The sequence below is a fragment of the Actinoplanes sp. CA-030573 genome (assembly GCF_050951115.1).
GTDB lineage: Bacteria > Actinomycetota > Actinomycetes > Mycobacteriales > Micromonosporaceae > Actinoplanes.
In genome coordinates this window covers 5,497,558-5,513,439 of record NZ_CP192038.1, presented here as the reverse complement: position 1 = coordinate 5,513,439, position 15,882 = coordinate 5,497,558, and the positions used below count along the sequence as shown (strand labels likewise).

Sequence of the window (15,882 nt, the reverse complement as noted above, 5' to 3'; positions counted from 1 at the left end):
GCTCCGGGCATGACCGACATCATCGTCCTCGGCGCCGGGCTCACCGGCCTCGCCACCGCCATGCTCCTCGCCCGCGACGGGCACCACGTGACCGTCCTCGACCGCGACCCGGCCCCGCCCGCCGCCGGCCGTGAGTGGGACGAATGGGACCGCCCCGGCGTCGCCCAGTTCCGTGACCCGCACATCATGCTGCCGCACTGGCACGCCCAGATGCTCGCCGACCTGCCCGGCGTGCTCGACCGGCTGCGCGCGGCCGGCGCCCTGCGGCTCAACTTCGCCACCGTCCTGGCGCCCGCGGCCTACGACGGCGGCCGCCCGGGCGACGAGCGGTTCGACACGCTCACGGCCCGGCGCCCGGTGCTGGAGGCCGCCTTCGCCGCCGAGGCGGGTTCCGTCACCGGCCTCACGATCCGGCGCGGGGTCACCGTCGCCGGTCTGCTCACCCTCGGCGGCCGGGTCACCGGCGTACGCCTGACCGACGGCACCGGCGTGCAAGCCCGCCTGGTGGTCGACTGCGGCGGCCGCCGCTCCGCGCTCTCGTCCTGGCTGACCGCCGCCGGCCTGCCCAAGCCGCCCGGGGAGCGCTCCGACGCCGGCTTCGTCTACTACGCCCGCCACTTCCAGGGCGACCCGCCCGACGTGCTCGGCCCGTTGCTCCAGCACCACGACTCGGTCTCGCTGATCACCCTGCCCGCCGACAACGACACCTGGTCGGTCGGCTTCGTGACCAGCGGCCGCGACCACGCCATGCGCGCCCTGCGCGATCCGGCCGTCTGGGAGGCCGCGCTGGCCCGCTACCCACTGGCCGCGCACTGGGCCGCCGGCAAGCCGCTGACCGGCGTCGACGTGATGGGCGGCCTGGCCGACCGCTGGCGGCCGGTGTCGATGCCCGGCCTGGTCGCCGTGGGCGACGCGGCCTGCTGCACGAACCCGTCGCTCGGCCGCGGCGCCGGTGTCGGCCTGCTGCACGCCCGCACGCTGCGCGACCACCTCCGGGCGACCGGCGGCGAGACGGACGGCTTCGCCGCCCGCACGGCCGAGGTGATCGAGCCGCTCTACCGGGCCACGGTCTGGTTCGACCGGCACCGGATCGCCGAGATCGACGGGGACGTGCAGGGACTCCCGTATCGCCCGAACGACCCGGCCTGGACGGCGGCCCGGATGTTGCACGGGTCGGCTCTGCACGACCCGGTGCTCGCGCGGGCCGGCCTGGACGTGGGGGTCCTGCTCCGGCCCCCGCCGGCGCCGCCGGCCGGCCCGGGGTTGCCGCCCGGCCCGGGGTCGCCGCCCGGCGAACGGTATCCGGTGGCCGGCGAACGCTATCCGCTGCCCGGCCCGGACCGCGCGGAGCTGCTCGCCGCGCTGAGATGAGCCGTGGGTGCATGGGGCCGGCCGCTCACTCGCGGCGCTGAGGTGCGCCGCGGCGGGTGGGCCGGCCGCTCACTCGCGGCGCTGAGGTGCGCCGCGGCGGGTGGGCCGGTCCCTCAGCCGAAGTGGAGCACCCGCCCGGTCTCCCACACCCCGGGCGCCACCTCGAACCGTTCGTGCACCTCGGTGGCATGAGGGCGCAGGCGCAGCAGCGTCCAGGAGCGCGGCACGTCGCGTACCCGATGGCTGGTGGTCGTCCCGGCGTTGACCATGAGGAGGCCGTCGTGCCGGACGGCCGACGGCACGTGGGTGTGTCCGAAGAGCACGACATCGACCGCGGCGGCCGACAACGCCTGGAGGAACCGCGAGCGGCCGGCGATCCGGGCGAGCCCACCGGCCAGCGGCGGATGGTGCAGGGCCACCAGGCGGATGCCCTCGGCCGGGCCCAGGACGGTCCGCACCGCCGCCGACTGCGCGGCCGAGATCCGGCCGCTCTTCCACCGCCAGCGCGGCATGCTGTTGAGGCCGAGGGCGGTGAGCCCGGGCAGCCGCACGACCGGCTCGAGCGGCCCGATCCAGCGGCGGTAGCGACTCCACGGCGCGACCGCCCGCAGCGGACTGACCAGGGGCGTGTCGTGGTTGCCCGGCACCACCAGGCGGGGCGGCGGCAGCTTCTCGATCAGCTCCGCGGCCCGCTGGAACTGCCCGGACCGGGCCCGCATCGTGTGGTCGCCGGTGACCACGGTCAGGTCGGGACGGAACGCGGCCACCTCGTCGGCGATCGAGGCGACCGCGAACGGGTCGTGCGCGCCCAGGTGCAGATCCGAGAGATGGGCGACGAGCAGGGTTGCCGTCATCGGCCGAAGGCGAGGTGCCGCAGCCGTTTCCAGTCCAGCTCGGGCGGCGGCGCGGGCACGCCGGGACGCTGCCGCGGCACCCGTACGCGCAGCGCGCCGGGCGAGATCGAGCAGCGCACCGGGGTCGGCAGCACCAGCGCCTCGCCGTCCACGCCGACCGGGATCGCGGTGGCCGCGGCGTCGACCACCACCGAGCGGGCCGAGGTGCGGGTCAGCATGCCGGGCCGGCCCCCGAAGACCAGGCTCGCCGCGTCGGCCGCGCCCCGCACGTGCACCGCGAGCACGCCGAGCACCCCACCGTCGAGGCGGTACCGGCGGCCGAGCCCGGCCACGTCGTCGGCGCCGTACGGGTTGTTGCTGACCAGCACCGCCTGCGGCCCGGAGAGCGCCACCTCGCCCGCCAGCACCTCGAGCACCGGACCGGTCTGGCCGGTCAGCAGGTCGGGCAGCAGCTCGAGGGTGGTGCGCGTCTTGTCGTCGCGGTACTCGGGGCTCTGCACCACCGCGGCGTACGCCCCGAACGAGGCGTTGTTGACGAACACCCGGTCGCCGACCCGGCCGAGGTCGACCCGCAGCTCGACGCCGTCGGTGAGCGCGTCCAGGCAGGTCGACGGGTCCTCCCGGTCGAGGCCGAGGTCGAGCGCGAAGTGGTTGCGGGTGCCGGCCGAGATGACCAGGAACGGCACCCCGCACTCGGCCGCCACGCCCGCGACCAGCGCCTGGGTCCCGTCGCCGCCGGCCACCCCGAGCAGGTCGGCCCCGTCGCGTACCGCCTGCCGGGCCACCTCGGCGACGTCGACCGCGGTCGGGCCGGACAGCAGGAACACCTCGGCGCCCAGCTTGCGGGCCCGGGTCTCGAGGTCGAATCGGACGACCTTCCCGCCGCCCGAGCGTGGATTCATGATGAAGAACGGGCGCCGGGGCGGCGGCGTGTCGAACTCGGCCGCGTCCCGGTCGTGGACCAGGGCGGCCCGGCCGGACGCGACCATCCCCGCCCACAGCAGACCGAAGACCACCACGACCCAGATCATCGAGGCCCGCGCGAACAGCACGCCGACCACGATCGGCGCGCCGACCACGAGCACGGCGCCCAGCCACCGCACCGCCCCGCGATGGGTGAGGAACCACCAGGCGCCCACCGCCATCACCACCAGCCCGGCAACGGCGGTGATCAGCAGCGCGAGGCTCGCCCGGAAGCCGGCGGTGACCAGCAGAAGAACGGCGACGCCGGCCGCGGCCAGGAACGCTAGTCGCGCGAGCCAGCGCCGGCCGGCCGGAATCGGCGCGGAGAGTTCAGCCATCTCGAGAGCCTGCTCGGGCCGGTGGCATCCGGGCATCATCCGCCGCGGATGGCGCGCACGCACCCGGTCCGCGCCGACGATGACGGCATGTCCGCACCGAGCAGCTACGCCACCGAGCGGCCGGGCACGCCCGGCTCGGCGCCGCCGATGACCGCCTGGATCGGCATGGTCGCGTTCGGCGGGTTCATGATCGTCCTGACCGGCATCTTCCATCTGATCGAAGGCATCGTGGCCCTGGCCGACGACGACTTCTACGTCGCCCGGCCGGCCGGGCTGGCGCTGTCCTGGAGCTACACCCAGTGGGGCTGGCTGCACGTGGTGGTCGGCGTGCTCGCTCTCGCCGCCGGCACCGGGATCTTCCTGGGCCAGCTCTGGGCGCGGGTGGCCGGTGTGGCGATCGCCCTCGTGAGCGCCTTCGCCAGCATGCTCTACCTCCCGGCGTACCCCCTCTGGTCGGTGATTTTGATCGTGATCGACGTCTTGATCATCTATGCGCTGTTGGCACACGGGGGCGACGTGCGGGACTGATCGAGGCCGGTAGGTTGGCGGCATGGCCGATCTACCCACCACGACGCTCGCCGACGTGCTCGACCGGCGGCAGGTGATGGACGCCGGGCTGAAGTCGCTGTGGTCGCCCGCGCCGCGCATCGCCGGACCCGCCTTCACCGTGCGCTGCCCACCCGGCGACAACCTGATGCTGCACGCGGCGATCTACCGGGCCGAGCCGGGCTCGATCATCGTGGTCGAGTCGGGCGACCCCGACTACGCGCTGGCCGGCGGCAACGTGTGCGCGGTGGCCCAGCGCAACGGCATCGCCGGCTTCGTGCTGGACGGGCTGATCCGCGACATCGGCGAGGTGCGCGAGATGGGCTTCCCGGTCTTCGGGCGTGGCGTGATCCCGATCCCCGGCGGCAAGGCGGCGGCCCTCGCGCTGAACGTGCCGATCCGCTGCGCGGGCGTGGCGGTCACGCCGGGCGACCTGGTGGTGGCCGACGAGGACGGCGTCGTGGTGGTCCCGGCCGCGCAGGTCGGCGACACCCTGGCGGCGGCCGGGGCCAAGCTCGCCTCGGACGCGGCGACCTCCCTCGACGACTGGGAACGGGCGCATCGGGCCAAGATCGACGGTCTGCTCGCCGCGTGGCAGGCTGAGCAGTCATGAAGGTTCTGCTGCCCGGCAACGTCGACCTGTCGGATCTCGCCCTTCCCTCCACCGCGGCCGGTTTCACGTACGCGGTGGACCAGCCCGTCCCCGACGAGCACGCCGACGCCGAGGTCCTCGTCGTCTGGGGCAACCCCGAGTGGCAGCTGCGCGACGCCGCCGCCCGCCTGAAGGGCCTGCGCTGGGTGCAGACGCTCGCCGCCGGTCCGGACGTGGTGCTGGCGGCCGGCTTCCCCGCGCAGGTGGTGGTCACGTCGGGCCGCGGCCTGCACGACGTGACGGTCACCGAGCACACCCTGGCGCTGGTGCTGGCCGCGGCGCGCCGGCTCAACCTGCTGATCCGGGCCCAGATCGGCCATCGGTGGGCGGGCGAGCTGGGCGGCAACCAACCGGTCCGCGACCAGAGCTTCCGTACGCTGCGCGACGCGCACGTGGTCATCTGGGGCTTCGGGAGCATCGCCGCCACGCTCGCGCCCATCCTGACCGCGCTCGGCGCCCGGGTCACCGGCGTGGCCCGCACCGCCGGCACCCGGCACGGCGTCACCGTGGTGACCGAGGCCGACTTCCCCACGGTGCTGCCCACCACCGACGTGCTGATCTCGATCCTGCCCGCCGCGCCGTCGACCCGGCACGCGTTCGACGCCGAGGTGGCCGCCCTGCTGCCCGCGCACGCCTGGTTCGTCAACGTGGGCCGCGGCGCCACCGTGGACGAGGCCGCCCTGCTGGCCGCGATCCGCGCGGGCCGCTTGGCGGGGGCCGCGCTCGACGTCACCGAGACCGAGCCGCTGCCGCCGGGGTCGCCGCTGTGGGACGAGCCCAACGTCATCCTGTCGCCGCACGCCGCGGGCGGCCGGCCGATCGGGGCGCCGGCCCTGATCCTGGAAAACCTGGCGGCCCTGGAGGAAGGCCGCCCGTTGCGCAACGTCGTCGAACGCTGAGGCCGATCGCGGGTCCTTTGCTCTGCTCACCGATACGCGCCACGGGCGCGGGGACCGACGGGCGCGGGGACCGACGGGCGCGGGGACCGACGGGCGCAGGGACCGACGGGCGCAGGGACCGACGGGCGCAAGGGCCACGGGTGCAAGGGCCACTCGCCACGCGTTCGACTCGCCCGGTGCCGACGTCGTTCCGCGGGCCGAAGGCGCCGGGCGCTCGGCGTCGCTCCGCGCAGCGTGACGCACCCGCCCTCGGCGTCGCTCGCGGCACGTGACCCATCGGCCCTCCGCGTCGCTCCGCGGCGCGTGACGCCTCTGCCCTCGATTTCGCTCCGCGGCGGGTAACCCACCCCACCCACGTCACTGGGTGGGGCGAGATTACGGCCCGGGTACGACACTTTTCGCCGGTTGTCCCCAGCCCGCGACCGCCTCGAGCGAGCCGCGCCGGCGCAAGGCGACAAGCTCCCACGCGCCGGGCCCGGGCATCTCGATATGGGAAGCTGCTTCGCATGCGTGGTGAGCTGATCAGGTTGCGGACGCTCGAGCCCGGCGATGCCGAGGCGATGTGGCGCTGGGCCAACGACCCCGAGGTGGTCCGGTGGATGGACGAGGGCTACACCCGCTCCCTCGACCAGGCGCGCCGGCGGCTGGCGGAACTGCCGCAGAACGCGTACGGGAACGTGCTCTTCGGGGTTGAGGTTCTGCGGGACGGCGCGCTGATCGGGGCCGTGCGGCTGCGCGACGCCGAGCCCGAGCTGGGGATCGCCGAGCTGGACATCTATCTCGGAGAGAAGGACTACTGGGGCCGCGGCTTCGGCACCGACACGATGCGGACGATCTGCCGGTACGGCTTCGACCGCATGCGCCTTCACAAGATCACGCTGACCGTGGTCACCGAGAACGAGGCCGCCCACCACATCTACAAGAAGGTCGGCTTCGTCGACGAGGGCCGCCTGCGTCAGGTCTTCCGCCGCGACGGCCGGTGGTACGACATGTACACGATGGGCCTGCTGGAGGGCGAGCTCCTACTCGGGGAGTAGCCCGGCCACGAAAGAGCGCAGGCCCTCCTCGTAGATGCCGCGGGTGGCCAGCTGCCGCCACCGGCCGCCGACGTCCGCGAGGTGGGGGAGGCGCTCGGGGTCGAAGCGCCCGAAGTCGATCTCGCGGCGCGGCTTGCCGGTGGCGTGCGAGCGGACCAGGATCTCGCCGACCGTGAAGTACCAGATGCTGCGGAAGACGTCGACCGAGCGGGCGGGCGTGCAGCCGGCGTCGCGGGCGCCGGCCAGGATGGCCTCGACCAGGTGCAGCGACGGCTCGTCGAGCAGGCCGACGAAGCCGTCCGAGGTGAGGATCTGAGCCGCCCACGGCCAGGCGGCGAGCGCGTCGTGCATGGCGGTCGCGGCGGCGATCACGCGTTCCCTCGGGTCGGCCGGCAGCCGCGGCCGGGGCAGCTGCTCGGCGTACGCGTTGAGCAGCAGTATCAGAAGATCCTGCTTGTCCCGCACGTGGTGGTAGAGGGTGGTGGCGCCGATGCCGAGCTCGGCGGCGAGGCGGCGGACGGTCAGCTTCTCCCAGCCGTCCTGGTCGATGAGCTTGCGGGCGGCCGCGAGGATCTCGGCGCGGGAGGTGACCGGTGGTCGGCCGGTCTTCTGGGCACGGGGCACGTACCCCATCTTGCTGCCTTCCCGCATCCGGCTCAGCCGGCGTCGGTCACCCGGTAGTTGCCCTTGACGATGAAGAAGTCGGGACTGGCGGCCCCGTAGGGTCCGCAGCCGGGGTCGGCGGCGGTGCCGGGCGAGAAGTTCAGCTTGTCGGCCACGACGGTGCCGTCGCCGTCGTCGCGGACGCCGATGACCACGTAGTTGCCGCGCTGCCAGCTGTTGGTGTCGCGGCGCGGGCCGCCGGAAAGGACGATCCGGCCGGTCAGGTACGCGGTCTTGCCGTCGACGACGAGGCAGCTCGACGCGCCGGTCGCGTAGGTGCCGTCCGGGTACGTGATGGTGAACGCGCCGAGCTGACCTCGCTGGTTGCCGGCCGCCGCCAGATAGGCGGTCGGGGTGCCGAACTGGCCGAGGGTGCCGGTGCCGATCACCGACTCGACGGTGGTGGCGGCCTGGGCGCCCGCCGCCGGCATCGCGGCGAACGCGGTCACGGCAGCGGCGGCGGTCAGCAGAACTTTGCGCATCGTCGTCCTCACGGGGTTGATCGTCGGTCCGGACGACTTTCTATCCGGGGGTGGTAACGCCGCGTAATGGCCCGTACGGACGGGAAGCGCACCGGGTCGGCCGAAGCCAAAACCCCTGGGGCGCAAGGGGTTCCCGGCGTTCATCGGGGCGCACGGGAAACGACGCGGAGCTGCACCTGCTCGCCCGGCAGCGCCGCGCCGCGGCCTGGAGCTAGGTTCTGTCTCTTAGATCAAGTCTGTCGGGTACGGCTCGGAGCCAGTCGAGCATTTCGACGAGGTCGAGGGTGGCTTGAAAGTGGGCGCCGAGCTTGTCGTAGCGGGTGGCCAGTCCGCGCCAGTGTTTGCGCCGGTTGAAGCCGCGTTCGACCTGGTTGCGCCGCTTGTAGGCGTGCGGGTCGAACGCGGGTGGCCGGCCGCCGTTGCGGCCCTTGCGCAGCCGGTTGGCGACCTGGTCACGCGGCTGCGGGATCGTGGTGGCGATGTGTTTGTCCCGCAAGGCCTTGCGGTTGGCCCGTGACGAGTACGCCCGGTCGCCGGTTAACGAGTTCGGACGCACACGCGGGCGCCCAGGTCCGGGTGTGGCCACCCGAACCTGGTTGAGCAGCGGGATCAGCTGCTGGGTGTCGGCGGCTTGCCCGGGCGTGATCAGCGATGCCAGCGACCGGCCCCGGCCGTCGGCCAGGGTGTGGATTTTCGTGGTCAGCCCGCCGCGGGAGCGTCCGATGCCTTCGCGTGCCTGCGTCGCGGCGACGTCGAGCCCCTTTTTGCGGCCCCGGCAGCATGCTGATGGGTGCGCACGATCGTGGCGTCGACCTGGGCGTCCCAGTCGATGTCGTCGTCGAGTTCGGCAAGCGTGACGACCTGGGCTTTCAACCGCGCCCAGGTGCCATCGGCCGCCCACCGGCGGAAACGTTGGTACGGCGTCTTCCACGGCCCGTACCGTTCGGGCAGATCCCGCCAGGGTGAACCGGTGCGCTTGACCCAGCAGATCGCGTTGATCACCTGCCGGTGATCACGCCACCGCCGGCCCTGAACCGGCTGCGCCGGCAGCAACGGCGCCAGCACAGCCCATTCCTGGTTCGTCAAATCACCACGCGCCACACCCGATCCAACGATCGACGCCCATGATCGCCACGATGATCTAAGAGACAGAACCTAGCCGCCCCGCACCGGCGAGGTGGTCGCCGAGGCGAACCGGCCGCCGCCGCGCGGCACCGAGCGGCGGCGCAAGAACCGTTCAAGTGATCCGCAAGCCGGGCTCAAGCGCGGCTCAAGCGGTTCCCGGCACTGTCGTCCCTGACGAAACGACAGTGGAGGAACACCATGGAGCTCGAAACGCTGCGCCGCCGTCTGAGCGGCACGATCGCGACCCCCGGCGAGGACGGTTACGCCCGCCTGGCCGCCGCCTACAACATGGCCGTCACCGCGACCCCGGCCCTGATCGTCGAGGCCCGCGACGCGCAGGACGTGGTCGAGGCGGTGCGGTTCGCCGGCGAGCACGGCCTGCCGGTCGCCGTTCAGGCCACCGGGCACGGACTGGCCGGCGCCCTCGACGGCGCCCTGCTCGTCCACACCGGGCGCCTCGACGAGTGCGTGGTGCACCCGGGCGAGCGCTGGGCCCGGGTCGGCGCCGGCGTGCGCTGGCAGCAGGTGCTCGACGCGGCCGCACCGCACGGGCTGGCCGCCCTCGCCGGGTCGGCGCCCGGTGTCGGCGTGGTCGGCTACACCACCGGCGGCGGCCTCGGGCCGGTCGGCCGCACCTACGGCTGGGCCTCCGACCGGGTCCGCGCGGTGGAGCTGGTCACCGGCGACGGCGTGCTGCGCCGGACGACCGCGACCGACGAGCCCGACCTGTTCTGGGCCGTCCGCGGCGGCAAGGGTGCGGTGGGCATCGTGACCGCGCTCGAGTTCGACCTGATCGTGCAGCCGGAGCTGTACGCCGGCGCCCTGTTCTACGCCGGCGACGACGCGGCCGCGGTGCTGCACGGCTGGCGCGAGTGGAGCGCGAAGCTTCCGGCCGAGGCCACCACCTCGATCGCGTTCCTGCAGCTGCCGCCCCTGCCCGGGGTCCCCGAACCGCTGGCCGGGACGTTCTCGGTGACGGTGCGCTTCGCCTGGACCGGCGACGAGGCCGAGGGCGAGCGGGTGATCGCGCCGATGCGTGATCTGAAGCCGGTCATCGACGCGGTGCAGACCATGCCGTACGCGGCGCTCGGCATGATTCACAACGACCCGGCCGACCCGATGCCGGTGCACGAGGGTGGCGAGCTGCTGCACGGCCTGCCGGCCGGGGCGGCCGACGCGCTGCTGGCGGTGGCCGGGCCGGGGTCGGGCAGCGAGCAGGTGATCGTGGAGGTGCGGCAGCTCGGCGGGGCACTGGCCGGGGAGCCCGCGCATCCGAGCGCACTCTGCCACCGCGACGCCGCGTACACGCTGATCACGATCGGCATCGCCGCGCCGGCGGTCGCCGCGCACGCCGCTCGGGTCAGGGACGCCATGAGCCCGTGGACCACCGGCGGCATTCTGCCCAACCTGGCCGCCGGCGTCGGCGCCGAGCGGATCGCCCGCTCCTACGACCCGGCGACCCTGGAGCGGCTGGTCGAGGTCGCCGGCCGGTACGACCCGGCGAATGTGCTGCGCGCCGGGCAGGTCCCGGTCCGGCGCAGCTGACGCCCGCCGGTACCGGTTCCGGCGGGCATTCGGGCAGACCCTGTACCGGAACCGGGCCGAGATGTCCGAAGCCTGCGGTATTGCCGAGCTTCCCGTGCTTGACATGGGCGTCCGTCTGTAGCCATCTGTGTCGAGTCTGTTGCACGCACATGACGGAAGGACCCCTTGAGCATGACGACAAGCGCCGGGCGGCACGTACGCCGGCAGTTCGGGCGGATCTTCGCCATTGGGCTCGCAGTGATCACCGTGGGCTCGCTGACCGGTACCGCCGCGCAGGCCTCACCCGCCGGAAAGCCGGCTTCCACGCCGAACTTCGGCAGCAATGTGACCATCTTCGACCCGAGCATGCCGGTGGAGGAGATCCAGGCCAAGCTCGACGCCGCTGCGACCAAGCAGACCGACGCCGAGATGAGCACGGACCGCTACGCCTTCTTCTTCAAGCCCGGCACGTACGGCACGGACGCCAAGCCGCTGCAGTTCAAGGTCGGGTACTACACCGAGGTCGCCGGTCTGGGTGCCAACCCGGACGACGTGGTGATCAACGGGAAGATCGAGGTCTACAACCGCTGCCTGGAGAACAACGGCACCAGCAACTGCCTCGCGCTGGTCAACTTCTGGCGCACGCTCTCCAACCTGTCGTTGCACATCAACGGCACCGGCCAGCCGGCCTGCCGGAACGGCAACACGAACTTCTGGGCGGTGTCCCAGGCGGTCTCGTTGCGCCGTCTCGACGTCACCGGCGGCACGTTCTCGCTGATGGACTACTGCACCGCTGGACCGCAGTACGCCAGCGGCGGGTTCATCGCCGACTCCAAGTTCCCCACGGTGCTCAACGGCTCGCAGCAGCAGTGGATCACCCGTAACAGCAAGCTGGACAGCTGGACCAACGGCGTGTGGAACCAGGTCTTCAGCGGCGTCCAGGGCGCGCCCACCGAGGCCAAGTGGCCCACGGAGCCGTACACGGTCCTGGACACCACCCCGGTCAGCCGGGAGAAGCCGTACCTCTTCGTCGACGACAAGGGCAAGTGGAACGTCCGCGTCCCGTCGGCGCAGAAGAACACCAGCGGCGTCTCCTGGGCGAACGGGCTCACCCCCGGTCGCACCGTGCCGCTGCGCGACTTCTACGTCGCCAAGCCGTCCGACCCGGAGTGGCTGATCAACGCGCAGCTGCTTCTGGGCAAGAACCTGCTGCTCTCGCCGGGTATCTACAACATCAGCAAGAGCCTGCAGGTGCGCTGGCCCAACCAGGTGGTGCTCGGCATCGGGCACGCCACGCTCACCGCGGTCAACGGCGCCACGCCGCTGAAGGTGGCCGACGTCCCCGGCGCGATCGTCGCGGGCGTCACCATCGACGCCGGCACCAAGGAGTCGAAGACCCTGCTGCAGGTCGGTGACCGTCACGGGCTGAACTTCAGCTCCGCGGCCAACCCGACCACGCTGTCCGACGTGTACTTCCGCGTCGGCGGCCCGCACGTCGGCAAGACCGACACCGCGCTCGAGGTCAACAGCGACAACGTCCTCATCGACCACACCTGGGTGTGGCGTGCGGACCACGGCGTCGAGGGCTTCACCGGTGGCGACACCGAGCGGTGGAACACCAACACCGGTCGCCAGGGCGTCGTGATCAACGGCGACAACGTGACCGCGACGGGCCTGTTCGTCGAGCACTTCCAGAAGTACAACACCACCTGGAACGGCGACCGGGGCACGACCGTGCTCTACCAGAACGAGCTTCCGTACGACCCGCCGACCCAGGCGGACTGGATGAACGGGACGGTCGAGGGCTACGCGGGTTACAAGGTCGGGGCGAAGGTCAAGACCCACAACCTGTACGGCGGGGGCGTGTACGTGTTCAACCAGAACAACCCGTCGATCCACACCGAGAACGGCTTCGAGGTTCCGGAGCGTCCCGGCGTGAAGCTGCACCACATCATGACCGTCAACCTGTCGGCCGGCATCATCGACCACGTCGTCAACGGCGTGGGCGACGCGGCCGTCTTCGATCCGCCGGATCACATCGGCAAGCCGGTCTACGTGACCGACTACCCCACCCCGTAAGAAAGCCGTAGAACCGGACAGGAGGGCCGGGACCGTGACACGGTCCCGGCCCTTCCTGCAAAGATGGCCGTGTGCAACCTTTGCCGCCGGCCGATCTCGCGCCCGCCGTCAACGCCCTGATGCTGGCGAGCCGGGCCTTCGTCGGCCTGACCGTCCGGGCGCTCGGGGCGGTCGGGGCCGACGTGACCCTCCCGCAGTTCCGCGCGCTGGTCGTGCTCGCCGTCAAGGGCTCGCTGCGTGGTGCCGACATCGCCGAGGAGCTGCAGGTCAACCCCTCCACCGGCACCCGCATGACCGACCGGCTGGTGGCCAAGGGCCTGGTGCGCCGGGTGCGGTCGACCGACGACCGGCGGGTGGTGACGCTGCGGCTGACCCGCTCCGGTCACGACATCGTCGAGCGGGTCATCGAGGCACGGCGGGCCGATCTGGAGCGCATCGTGGCCGAGACCGCCGGCGTCTGGCAGCCGGCGGTGACCGAGGCGCTCACCGCGTTCGCGGCCGCGGCCGGCGAGATGCCCGAGCAGGAGTGGTGGCTGGGCTGGCACCGGCACGCCCACGATCCCGAAATTCCGGGAAACGCGGCCTGAAACTCCGACTCCGAGCCGGAGTTTGACGCGCGGCAACCTGGCGGCAAAGGTTGCATGGTGCAATCGTAGGGGCATGCAACCCAACTCCGAGGCGGCCGATCAGATGACCCTGGGAATGCCCGCCACCCAGCGCCGGGTGGCGGAAACGCGCACGCACGGGCCGCTCGTCTGGCAGCGGACCGGCACGGTCGGCACCGAGCTCGTCCTGCGGGACGGGGAGGCGCCCGGCGTGGTGACCGGGACGGCGGTGGTCGGCGGCCACCGGCCGTGGACCTCGCGCTGGCACGCCGATCTCGACGGCTCGTGGCGGGTACGCGCGCTGACCGTCACCACCGAGGGCAGCGGCTGGCGGCGCAACCTGGCCCTGTCCCGTACGGAGCAGGGCTGGAGCTGCGGCACCGAGGCGTCGGGCACGGTCGACGGGCCGCCCGCCGGATGCGCCGACCCGGCCGCGCTCGACGGCGACGCGGTCGTGCTGCTGTCCGACTCGCCGCTGTTCCTGACCTGGGCGATGCGCGCGCTGCGGCTGGCGGAGGGCGCGAGCGCGCAGGCGGCGCCGGTGATCCGGATCCGCATGCCGTGGCTGACCGTGGTGGCCGGCGATGCGACCTTCCACCGGGTGAGCGCCGGCAGGCTGCGGGTCACCGGGGACGGGCCGGCCACCAGCTTCGACCTGGACGCCGAGGGGATCGTCACCTATCAGCCCGGCCGGTTGCGGATCAGCCACTGATCGCGGCGCCGATCGCACGCATCGCGGTCATGACGGCGGCGGTCGCGTCGGCGGCCGCCGGGTCCCAGTTGGCCAGCACGGCGTAGGCGAGACCGTCGCGGTAGCCGGTGTCGGCCCGGACGCCGTCGTCGGTGCCGGTCTTGTTGCGCACGCCGGTGACGTGCGCGAGAGGGTCGTCGTGGAAGGCGGCGGCGACCATCGACAGGTCGGTGCCGGTGGCGAGCCAGCGGTCGACGAGGTCGTCGGCGGGGCTTCCGAGCAACTCACGGTCACGCAGGCGGATCATGAGGGCGAGCAGCTCGGCGGCGGTGCCGGTGGAGAGCGTCGGCGCATGCCCGGGACCACGGTCATTCCGTACGCGATCGTGCAGTGCCGTCTTTCGCAGGCCGAGCGAACGGGTCAGGGCCGTCACCGCGGGGAGCCCGACGCGTTCGAGCAGCACGTTGGTGGCCCAGTTGTCGCTCGCGGCGGCGATCAGCACCGCGACGTCGGCGACCGGCAGCTCGGGGGTCGAGAGATGCTGCCAGAGGCCGGAGTCGGCGACGGCCACCCGGGGGTCGCGGGGGAGGAGCTCGGCCGGATCGAGCTCGCCCGCGGTGATCCGGCGCGCGGTCTCGGCCAGGAGCAGCAGCTTGCCGACGCTGGCCGTCCGCAGTTGCCGGTCTTCGTCGTGGCGCGTGCCGTCGGAAAGGGCTATCGACCAGCGGACCTGCGGGGTGGCGGCGACGATCTCCGGGATGCGCGACATCCCGCCATCATCGGCTACGCGTTGAGGGTGAGCGCGACCCGGCGCAGGAACTCGGCGTTGCCGGTGGTGGCGCGCAGCTGGTCGAGCAGCTGGCGCATGGCGTCCCGGCGGTCCTGGCCGCCGAGCGCGCGCCGCAGCTGAGCGAGCGCGGCGAGCTCGAGGCGGCCGGCGATGCCCTCGTCGTGCCGGGTGCCGGTGGCCGCGATGTCGATGGCCGGGAAGACGCGGGCCTCGGCCAGTGCGCGGTCGAGCTTGAGGTCGGCGTTGCCGGTGCTCTTGAACTCCTCGTAGATCAGGGTGTCCATGGCCGATCCGTTCTCGACGAGCGCGGTCGCGATGATGGTCAGCGAACCGCCGCCCTCGATGTTGCGGGCGGCGCCGAGGAACCGCTTGGGCGGGTACAGGGCGCTCGCGTCGAGACCGCCGGAGAGCGTACGGCCGCGCCCCGGGCTCTGCAGGTTGTAGGCGCGGGCGAGCCGGGTGATCGAGTCGAGCAGGACGACCACGTCCTCGCCGTGCTCGACCAGGCGCTTGGCCCGCTCGATGGCCAGCTCGGCGACGGCGGTGTGCTCGTGCGGCGGCCGGTCGAAGGTCGCGGCGACGACCTCGCCCTTCACGTGCCGCTGCATGTCGGTGACCTCCTCCGGCCGCTCGTCGACCAGCACGATCATGAGGTGGCACTCGGGGTGGTTGCGGGCGATCCCGTTGGCGACCTGCTGCAGGACCGTGGTCTTGCCCGCCATCGGCGGCGCCACGACCAGGGCGCGCTGGCCCTTGCCGATCGGCATGAGCAGGTCGATGACCCGGGTGGTGAGCAGCGGGGGGTCGGTCTCCAGCCGCAGGCGCTCGTCCGGGTGCAGCGCGGTCAGCTCGTAGAAGCCGGGCCGCCGGCCGGGCGGGCGGCCGTTGATCGCCTCGATCTGCAGGCTCGCGGGCTTGCCGTGGGCGGGGACCCGGGCGACGCCGGTGATCCGGTCGCCGCGGCGCAGATTATGGCGGCGGACCTGGTCGCGGTGGACCGGGATGTCGCCGGGGCCGGGCCGGTAGCCGTCGGCCCGCAGCCAGGCGCGGTCGTCGACGATGTCGAGGAGCGCGTCGACAGCCGTCAACGTCTCGGTTGGCTTCTGGGTAGGTTTTTGGGTAGCGAGAACTGTCATTGAGGGACTCCTCGGATACGCGACGGCAGCACACGCCGTGGCGTTGATGAAAGAAACGTGGCCGGTCACTGACTCTCGGCCGAAGGACGGCGGGCGGCGTGATCGCCGGCATCCGCGGTCCTGCTGT

The 15,882-nt window shown here is 72.7% G+C and carries 15 protein-coding genes and 1 pseudogene; 9 read left to right on the top strand and 7 right to left on the bottom strand.

The genetic code is table 11. From position 1 onward, the window contains the following. Window positions 1-9: 9 nt before the first annotated feature. Window positions 10-1,371 carry an FAD-dependent oxidoreductase gene (locus ACQP2F_RS25560; protein ID WP_433291476.1) on the top strand — a complete coding sequence of 454 codons (1,362 nt, stop codon included), beginning with the start codon at window positions 10-12 and terminating at the stop codon, window positions 1,369-1,371. Window positions 1,372-1,484: 113 nt separating this feature from the next. On the opposite strand, the gene ACQP2F_RS25555 is transcribed toward ACQP2F_RS25560, so the two are convergent. After that, window positions 1,485-2,225, bottom strand: coding sequence for a metallophosphoesterase family protein (locus ACQP2F_RS25555; RefSeq protein WP_433291474.1), 741 nt, complete (start codon window positions 2,223-2,225; stop codon window positions 1,485-1,487). Continuing rightward, window positions 2,222-3,526: a diacylglycerol/lipid kinase family protein gene (locus tag ACQP2F_RS25550; protein ID WP_433291471.1), complete on the bottom strand. Its 1,305-nt coding sequence runs from the start codon at window positions 3,524-3,526 to the stop codon at window positions 2,222-2,224. Before ACQP2F_RS25550 ends, ACQP2F_RS25555 begins: the two co-directional genes overlap by 4 nt. 48 nt (window positions 3,527-3,574) lie before the next feature. Between ACQP2F_RS25550 and ACQP2F_RS25545 the strand changes: the two genes are divergently transcribed. From ACQP2F_RS25545 to ACQP2F_RS25530, 4 genes are all read left to right on the top strand, one after another. After that, on the top strand, window positions 3,575-4,054 hold the full coding sequence (locus tag ACQP2F_RS25545; RefSeq protein ID WP_433291469.1) for a DUF7144 family membrane protein: 480 nt from the start codon (window positions 3,575-3,577) through the stop codon (window positions 4,052-4,054). 22 nt (window positions 4,055-4,076) lie between these two features. After that, window positions 4,077-4,685: an RraA family protein gene (locus tag ACQP2F_RS25540; protein ID WP_433291467.1), complete on the top strand. Its 609-nt coding sequence runs from the start codon at window positions 4,077-4,079 to the stop codon at window positions 4,683-4,685. Then, a complete protein-coding gene (locus ACQP2F_RS25535) occupies window positions 4,682-5,623 on the top strand; it encodes a phosphoglycerate dehydrogenase (RefSeq protein WP_433291465.1) in 942 nt (313 codons plus the stop codon). The genes ACQP2F_RS25540 and ACQP2F_RS25535 overlap by 4 nt, the downstream gene beginning before the upstream one ends. A gap of 506 nt (window positions 5,624-6,129) precedes the next feature. Then, on the top strand, window positions 6,130-6,660 hold the full coding sequence (locus tag ACQP2F_RS25530; RefSeq protein WP_433291463.1) for a GNAT family N-acetyltransferase: 531 nt from the start codon (window positions 6,130-6,132) through the stop codon (window positions 6,658-6,660). On the opposite strand, the gene ACQP2F_RS25525 is transcribed toward ACQP2F_RS25530, so the two are convergent. The 3 genes and pseudogenes from ACQP2F_RS25525 to ACQP2F_RS25515 all read right to left on the bottom strand — a co-directional run bounded on the left by ACQP2F_RS25525 (window position 6,646) and on the right by ACQP2F_RS25515 (window position 8,906). Continuing rightward, entirely contained in the window at window positions 6,646-7,293 is a 648-nt protein-coding gene (locus tag ACQP2F_RS25525; protein ID WP_433291461.1) for a TetR/AcrR family transcriptional regulator, read from the bottom strand. The two genes, ACQP2F_RS25530 and ACQP2F_RS25525, sit on opposite strands and share 15 nt — an antisense overlap. 23 nt (window positions 7,294-7,316) lie before the next feature. After that, the gene (locus ACQP2F_RS25520; RefSeq protein WP_433291458.1) at window positions 7,317-7,817 is read right to left on the bottom strand and encodes a hypothetical protein; all 501 of its coding nucleotides are present in this window, start codon (window positions 7,815-7,817) and stop codon (window positions 7,317-7,319) included. Between the two features lie 199 nt (window positions 7,818-8,016). After that, a pseudogene (locus tag ACQP2F_RS25515) lies at window positions 8,017-8,906 on the bottom strand (IS5 family transposase). A 222-nt stretch (window positions 8,907-9,128) separates the two neighbouring features. Here ACQP2F_RS25515 and ACQP2F_RS25510 point away from each other — a divergent pair. From ACQP2F_RS25510 to ACQP2F_RS25495, 4 genes are all read left to right on the top strand, one after another. Further along, window positions 9,129-10,475 (top strand): FAD-binding oxidoreductase, encoded by a 1,347-nt coding sequence (locus ACQP2F_RS25510; RefSeq protein WP_433291456.1) that lies wholly within the window; start codon window positions 9,129-9,131, stop codon window positions 10,473-10,475. 171 nt (window positions 10,476-10,646) lie between these two features. Beyond that, the gene (locus tag ACQP2F_RS25505) at window positions 10,647-12,533 is read left to right on the top strand and encodes an adenylyl cyclase (protein ID WP_433291454.1); all 1,887 of its coding nucleotides are present in this window, start codon (window positions 10,647-10,649) and stop codon (window positions 12,531-12,533) included. A 71-nt stretch (window positions 12,534-12,604) separates the two neighbouring features. After that, window positions 12,605-13,120: a MarR family transcriptional regulator gene (locus ACQP2F_RS25500; protein ID WP_433291452.1), complete on the top strand. Its 516-nt coding sequence runs from the start codon at window positions 12,605-12,607 to the stop codon at window positions 13,118-13,120. Between the two features lie 73 nt (window positions 13,121-13,193). Beyond that, a complete protein-coding gene (locus tag ACQP2F_RS25495) occupies window positions 13,194-13,850 on the top strand; it encodes a putative glycolipid-binding domain-containing protein (protein WP_433291450.1) in 657 nt (218 codons plus the stop codon). Here the strand turns inward: ACQP2F_RS25495 and ACQP2F_RS25490 are convergent. Continuing rightward, complete coding sequence (locus tag ACQP2F_RS25490) at window positions 13,840-14,598, bottom strand: serine hydrolase (protein WP_433291448.1); 759 nt, start codon at window positions 14,596-14,598, stop codon at window positions 13,840-13,842. The genes ACQP2F_RS25495 and ACQP2F_RS25490 overlap by 11 nt on opposite strands. 14 nt (window positions 14,599-14,612) lie before the next feature. After that, window positions 14,613-15,755 carry a transcription termination factor Rho gene (gene rho / locus ACQP2F_RS25485; protein WP_433291446.1) on the bottom strand — a complete coding sequence of 381 codons (1,143 nt, stop codon included), beginning with the start codon at window positions 15,753-15,755 and terminating at the stop codon, window positions 14,613-14,615. Window positions 15,756-15,882 lie beyond the last annotated feature (127 nt).

Coding starts and splice junctions, on each gene's coding strand:
- rho (WP_433291446.1), bottom strand. CDS start 15,755: ATGACAGTTCTCGCTACCCAAAAACCTACCCAGAAGCCAACCGAGACG.
- ACQP2F_RS25535 (WP_433291465.1), top strand. CDS start 4,682: ATGAAGGTTCTGCTGCCCGGCAACGTCGACCTGTCGGATCTCGCCCTT.
- ACQP2F_RS25550 (WP_433291471.1), bottom strand. CDS start 3,526: ATGGCTGAACTCTCCGCGCCGATTCCGGCCGGCCGGCGCTGGCTCGCG.
- ACQP2F_RS25560 (WP_433291476.1), top strand. CDS start 10: ATGACCGACATCATCGTCCTCGGCGCCGGGCTCACCGGCCTCGCCACC.
- ACQP2F_RS25540 (WP_433291467.1), top strand. CDS start 4,077: ATGGCCGATCTACCCACCACGACGCTCGCCGACGTGCTCGACCGGCGG.
- ACQP2F_RS25490 (WP_433291448.1), bottom strand. CDS start 14,598: ATGTCGCGCATCCCGGAGATCGTCGCCGCCACCCCGCAGGTCCGCTGG.
- ACQP2F_RS25525 (WP_433291461.1), bottom strand. CDS start 7,293: ATGGGGTACGTGCCCCGTGCCCAGAAGACCGGCCGACCACCGGTCACC.
- ACQP2F_RS25530 (WP_433291463.1), top strand. CDS start 6,130: ATGCGTGGTGAGCTGATCAGGTTGCGGACGCTCGAGCCCGGCGATGCC.
- ACQP2F_RS25495 (WP_433291450.1), top strand. CDS start 13,194: ATGCAACCCAACTCCGAGGCGGCCGATCAGATGACCCTGGGAATGCCC.
- ACQP2F_RS25510 (WP_433291456.1), top strand. CDS start 9,129: ATGGAGCTCGAAACGCTGCGCCGCCGTCTGAGCGGCACGATCGCGACC.
- ACQP2F_RS25505 (WP_433291454.1), top strand. CDS start 10,647: ATGACGACAAGCGCCGGGCGGCACGTACGCCGGCAGTTCGGGCGGATC.
- ACQP2F_RS25555 (WP_433291474.1), bottom strand. CDS start 2,225: ATGACGGCAACCCTGCTCGTCGCCCATCTCTCGGATCTGCACCTGGGC.
- ACQP2F_RS25545 (WP_433291469.1), top strand. CDS start 3,575: ATGGCGCGCACGCACCCGGTCCGCGCCGACGATGACGGCATGTCCGCA.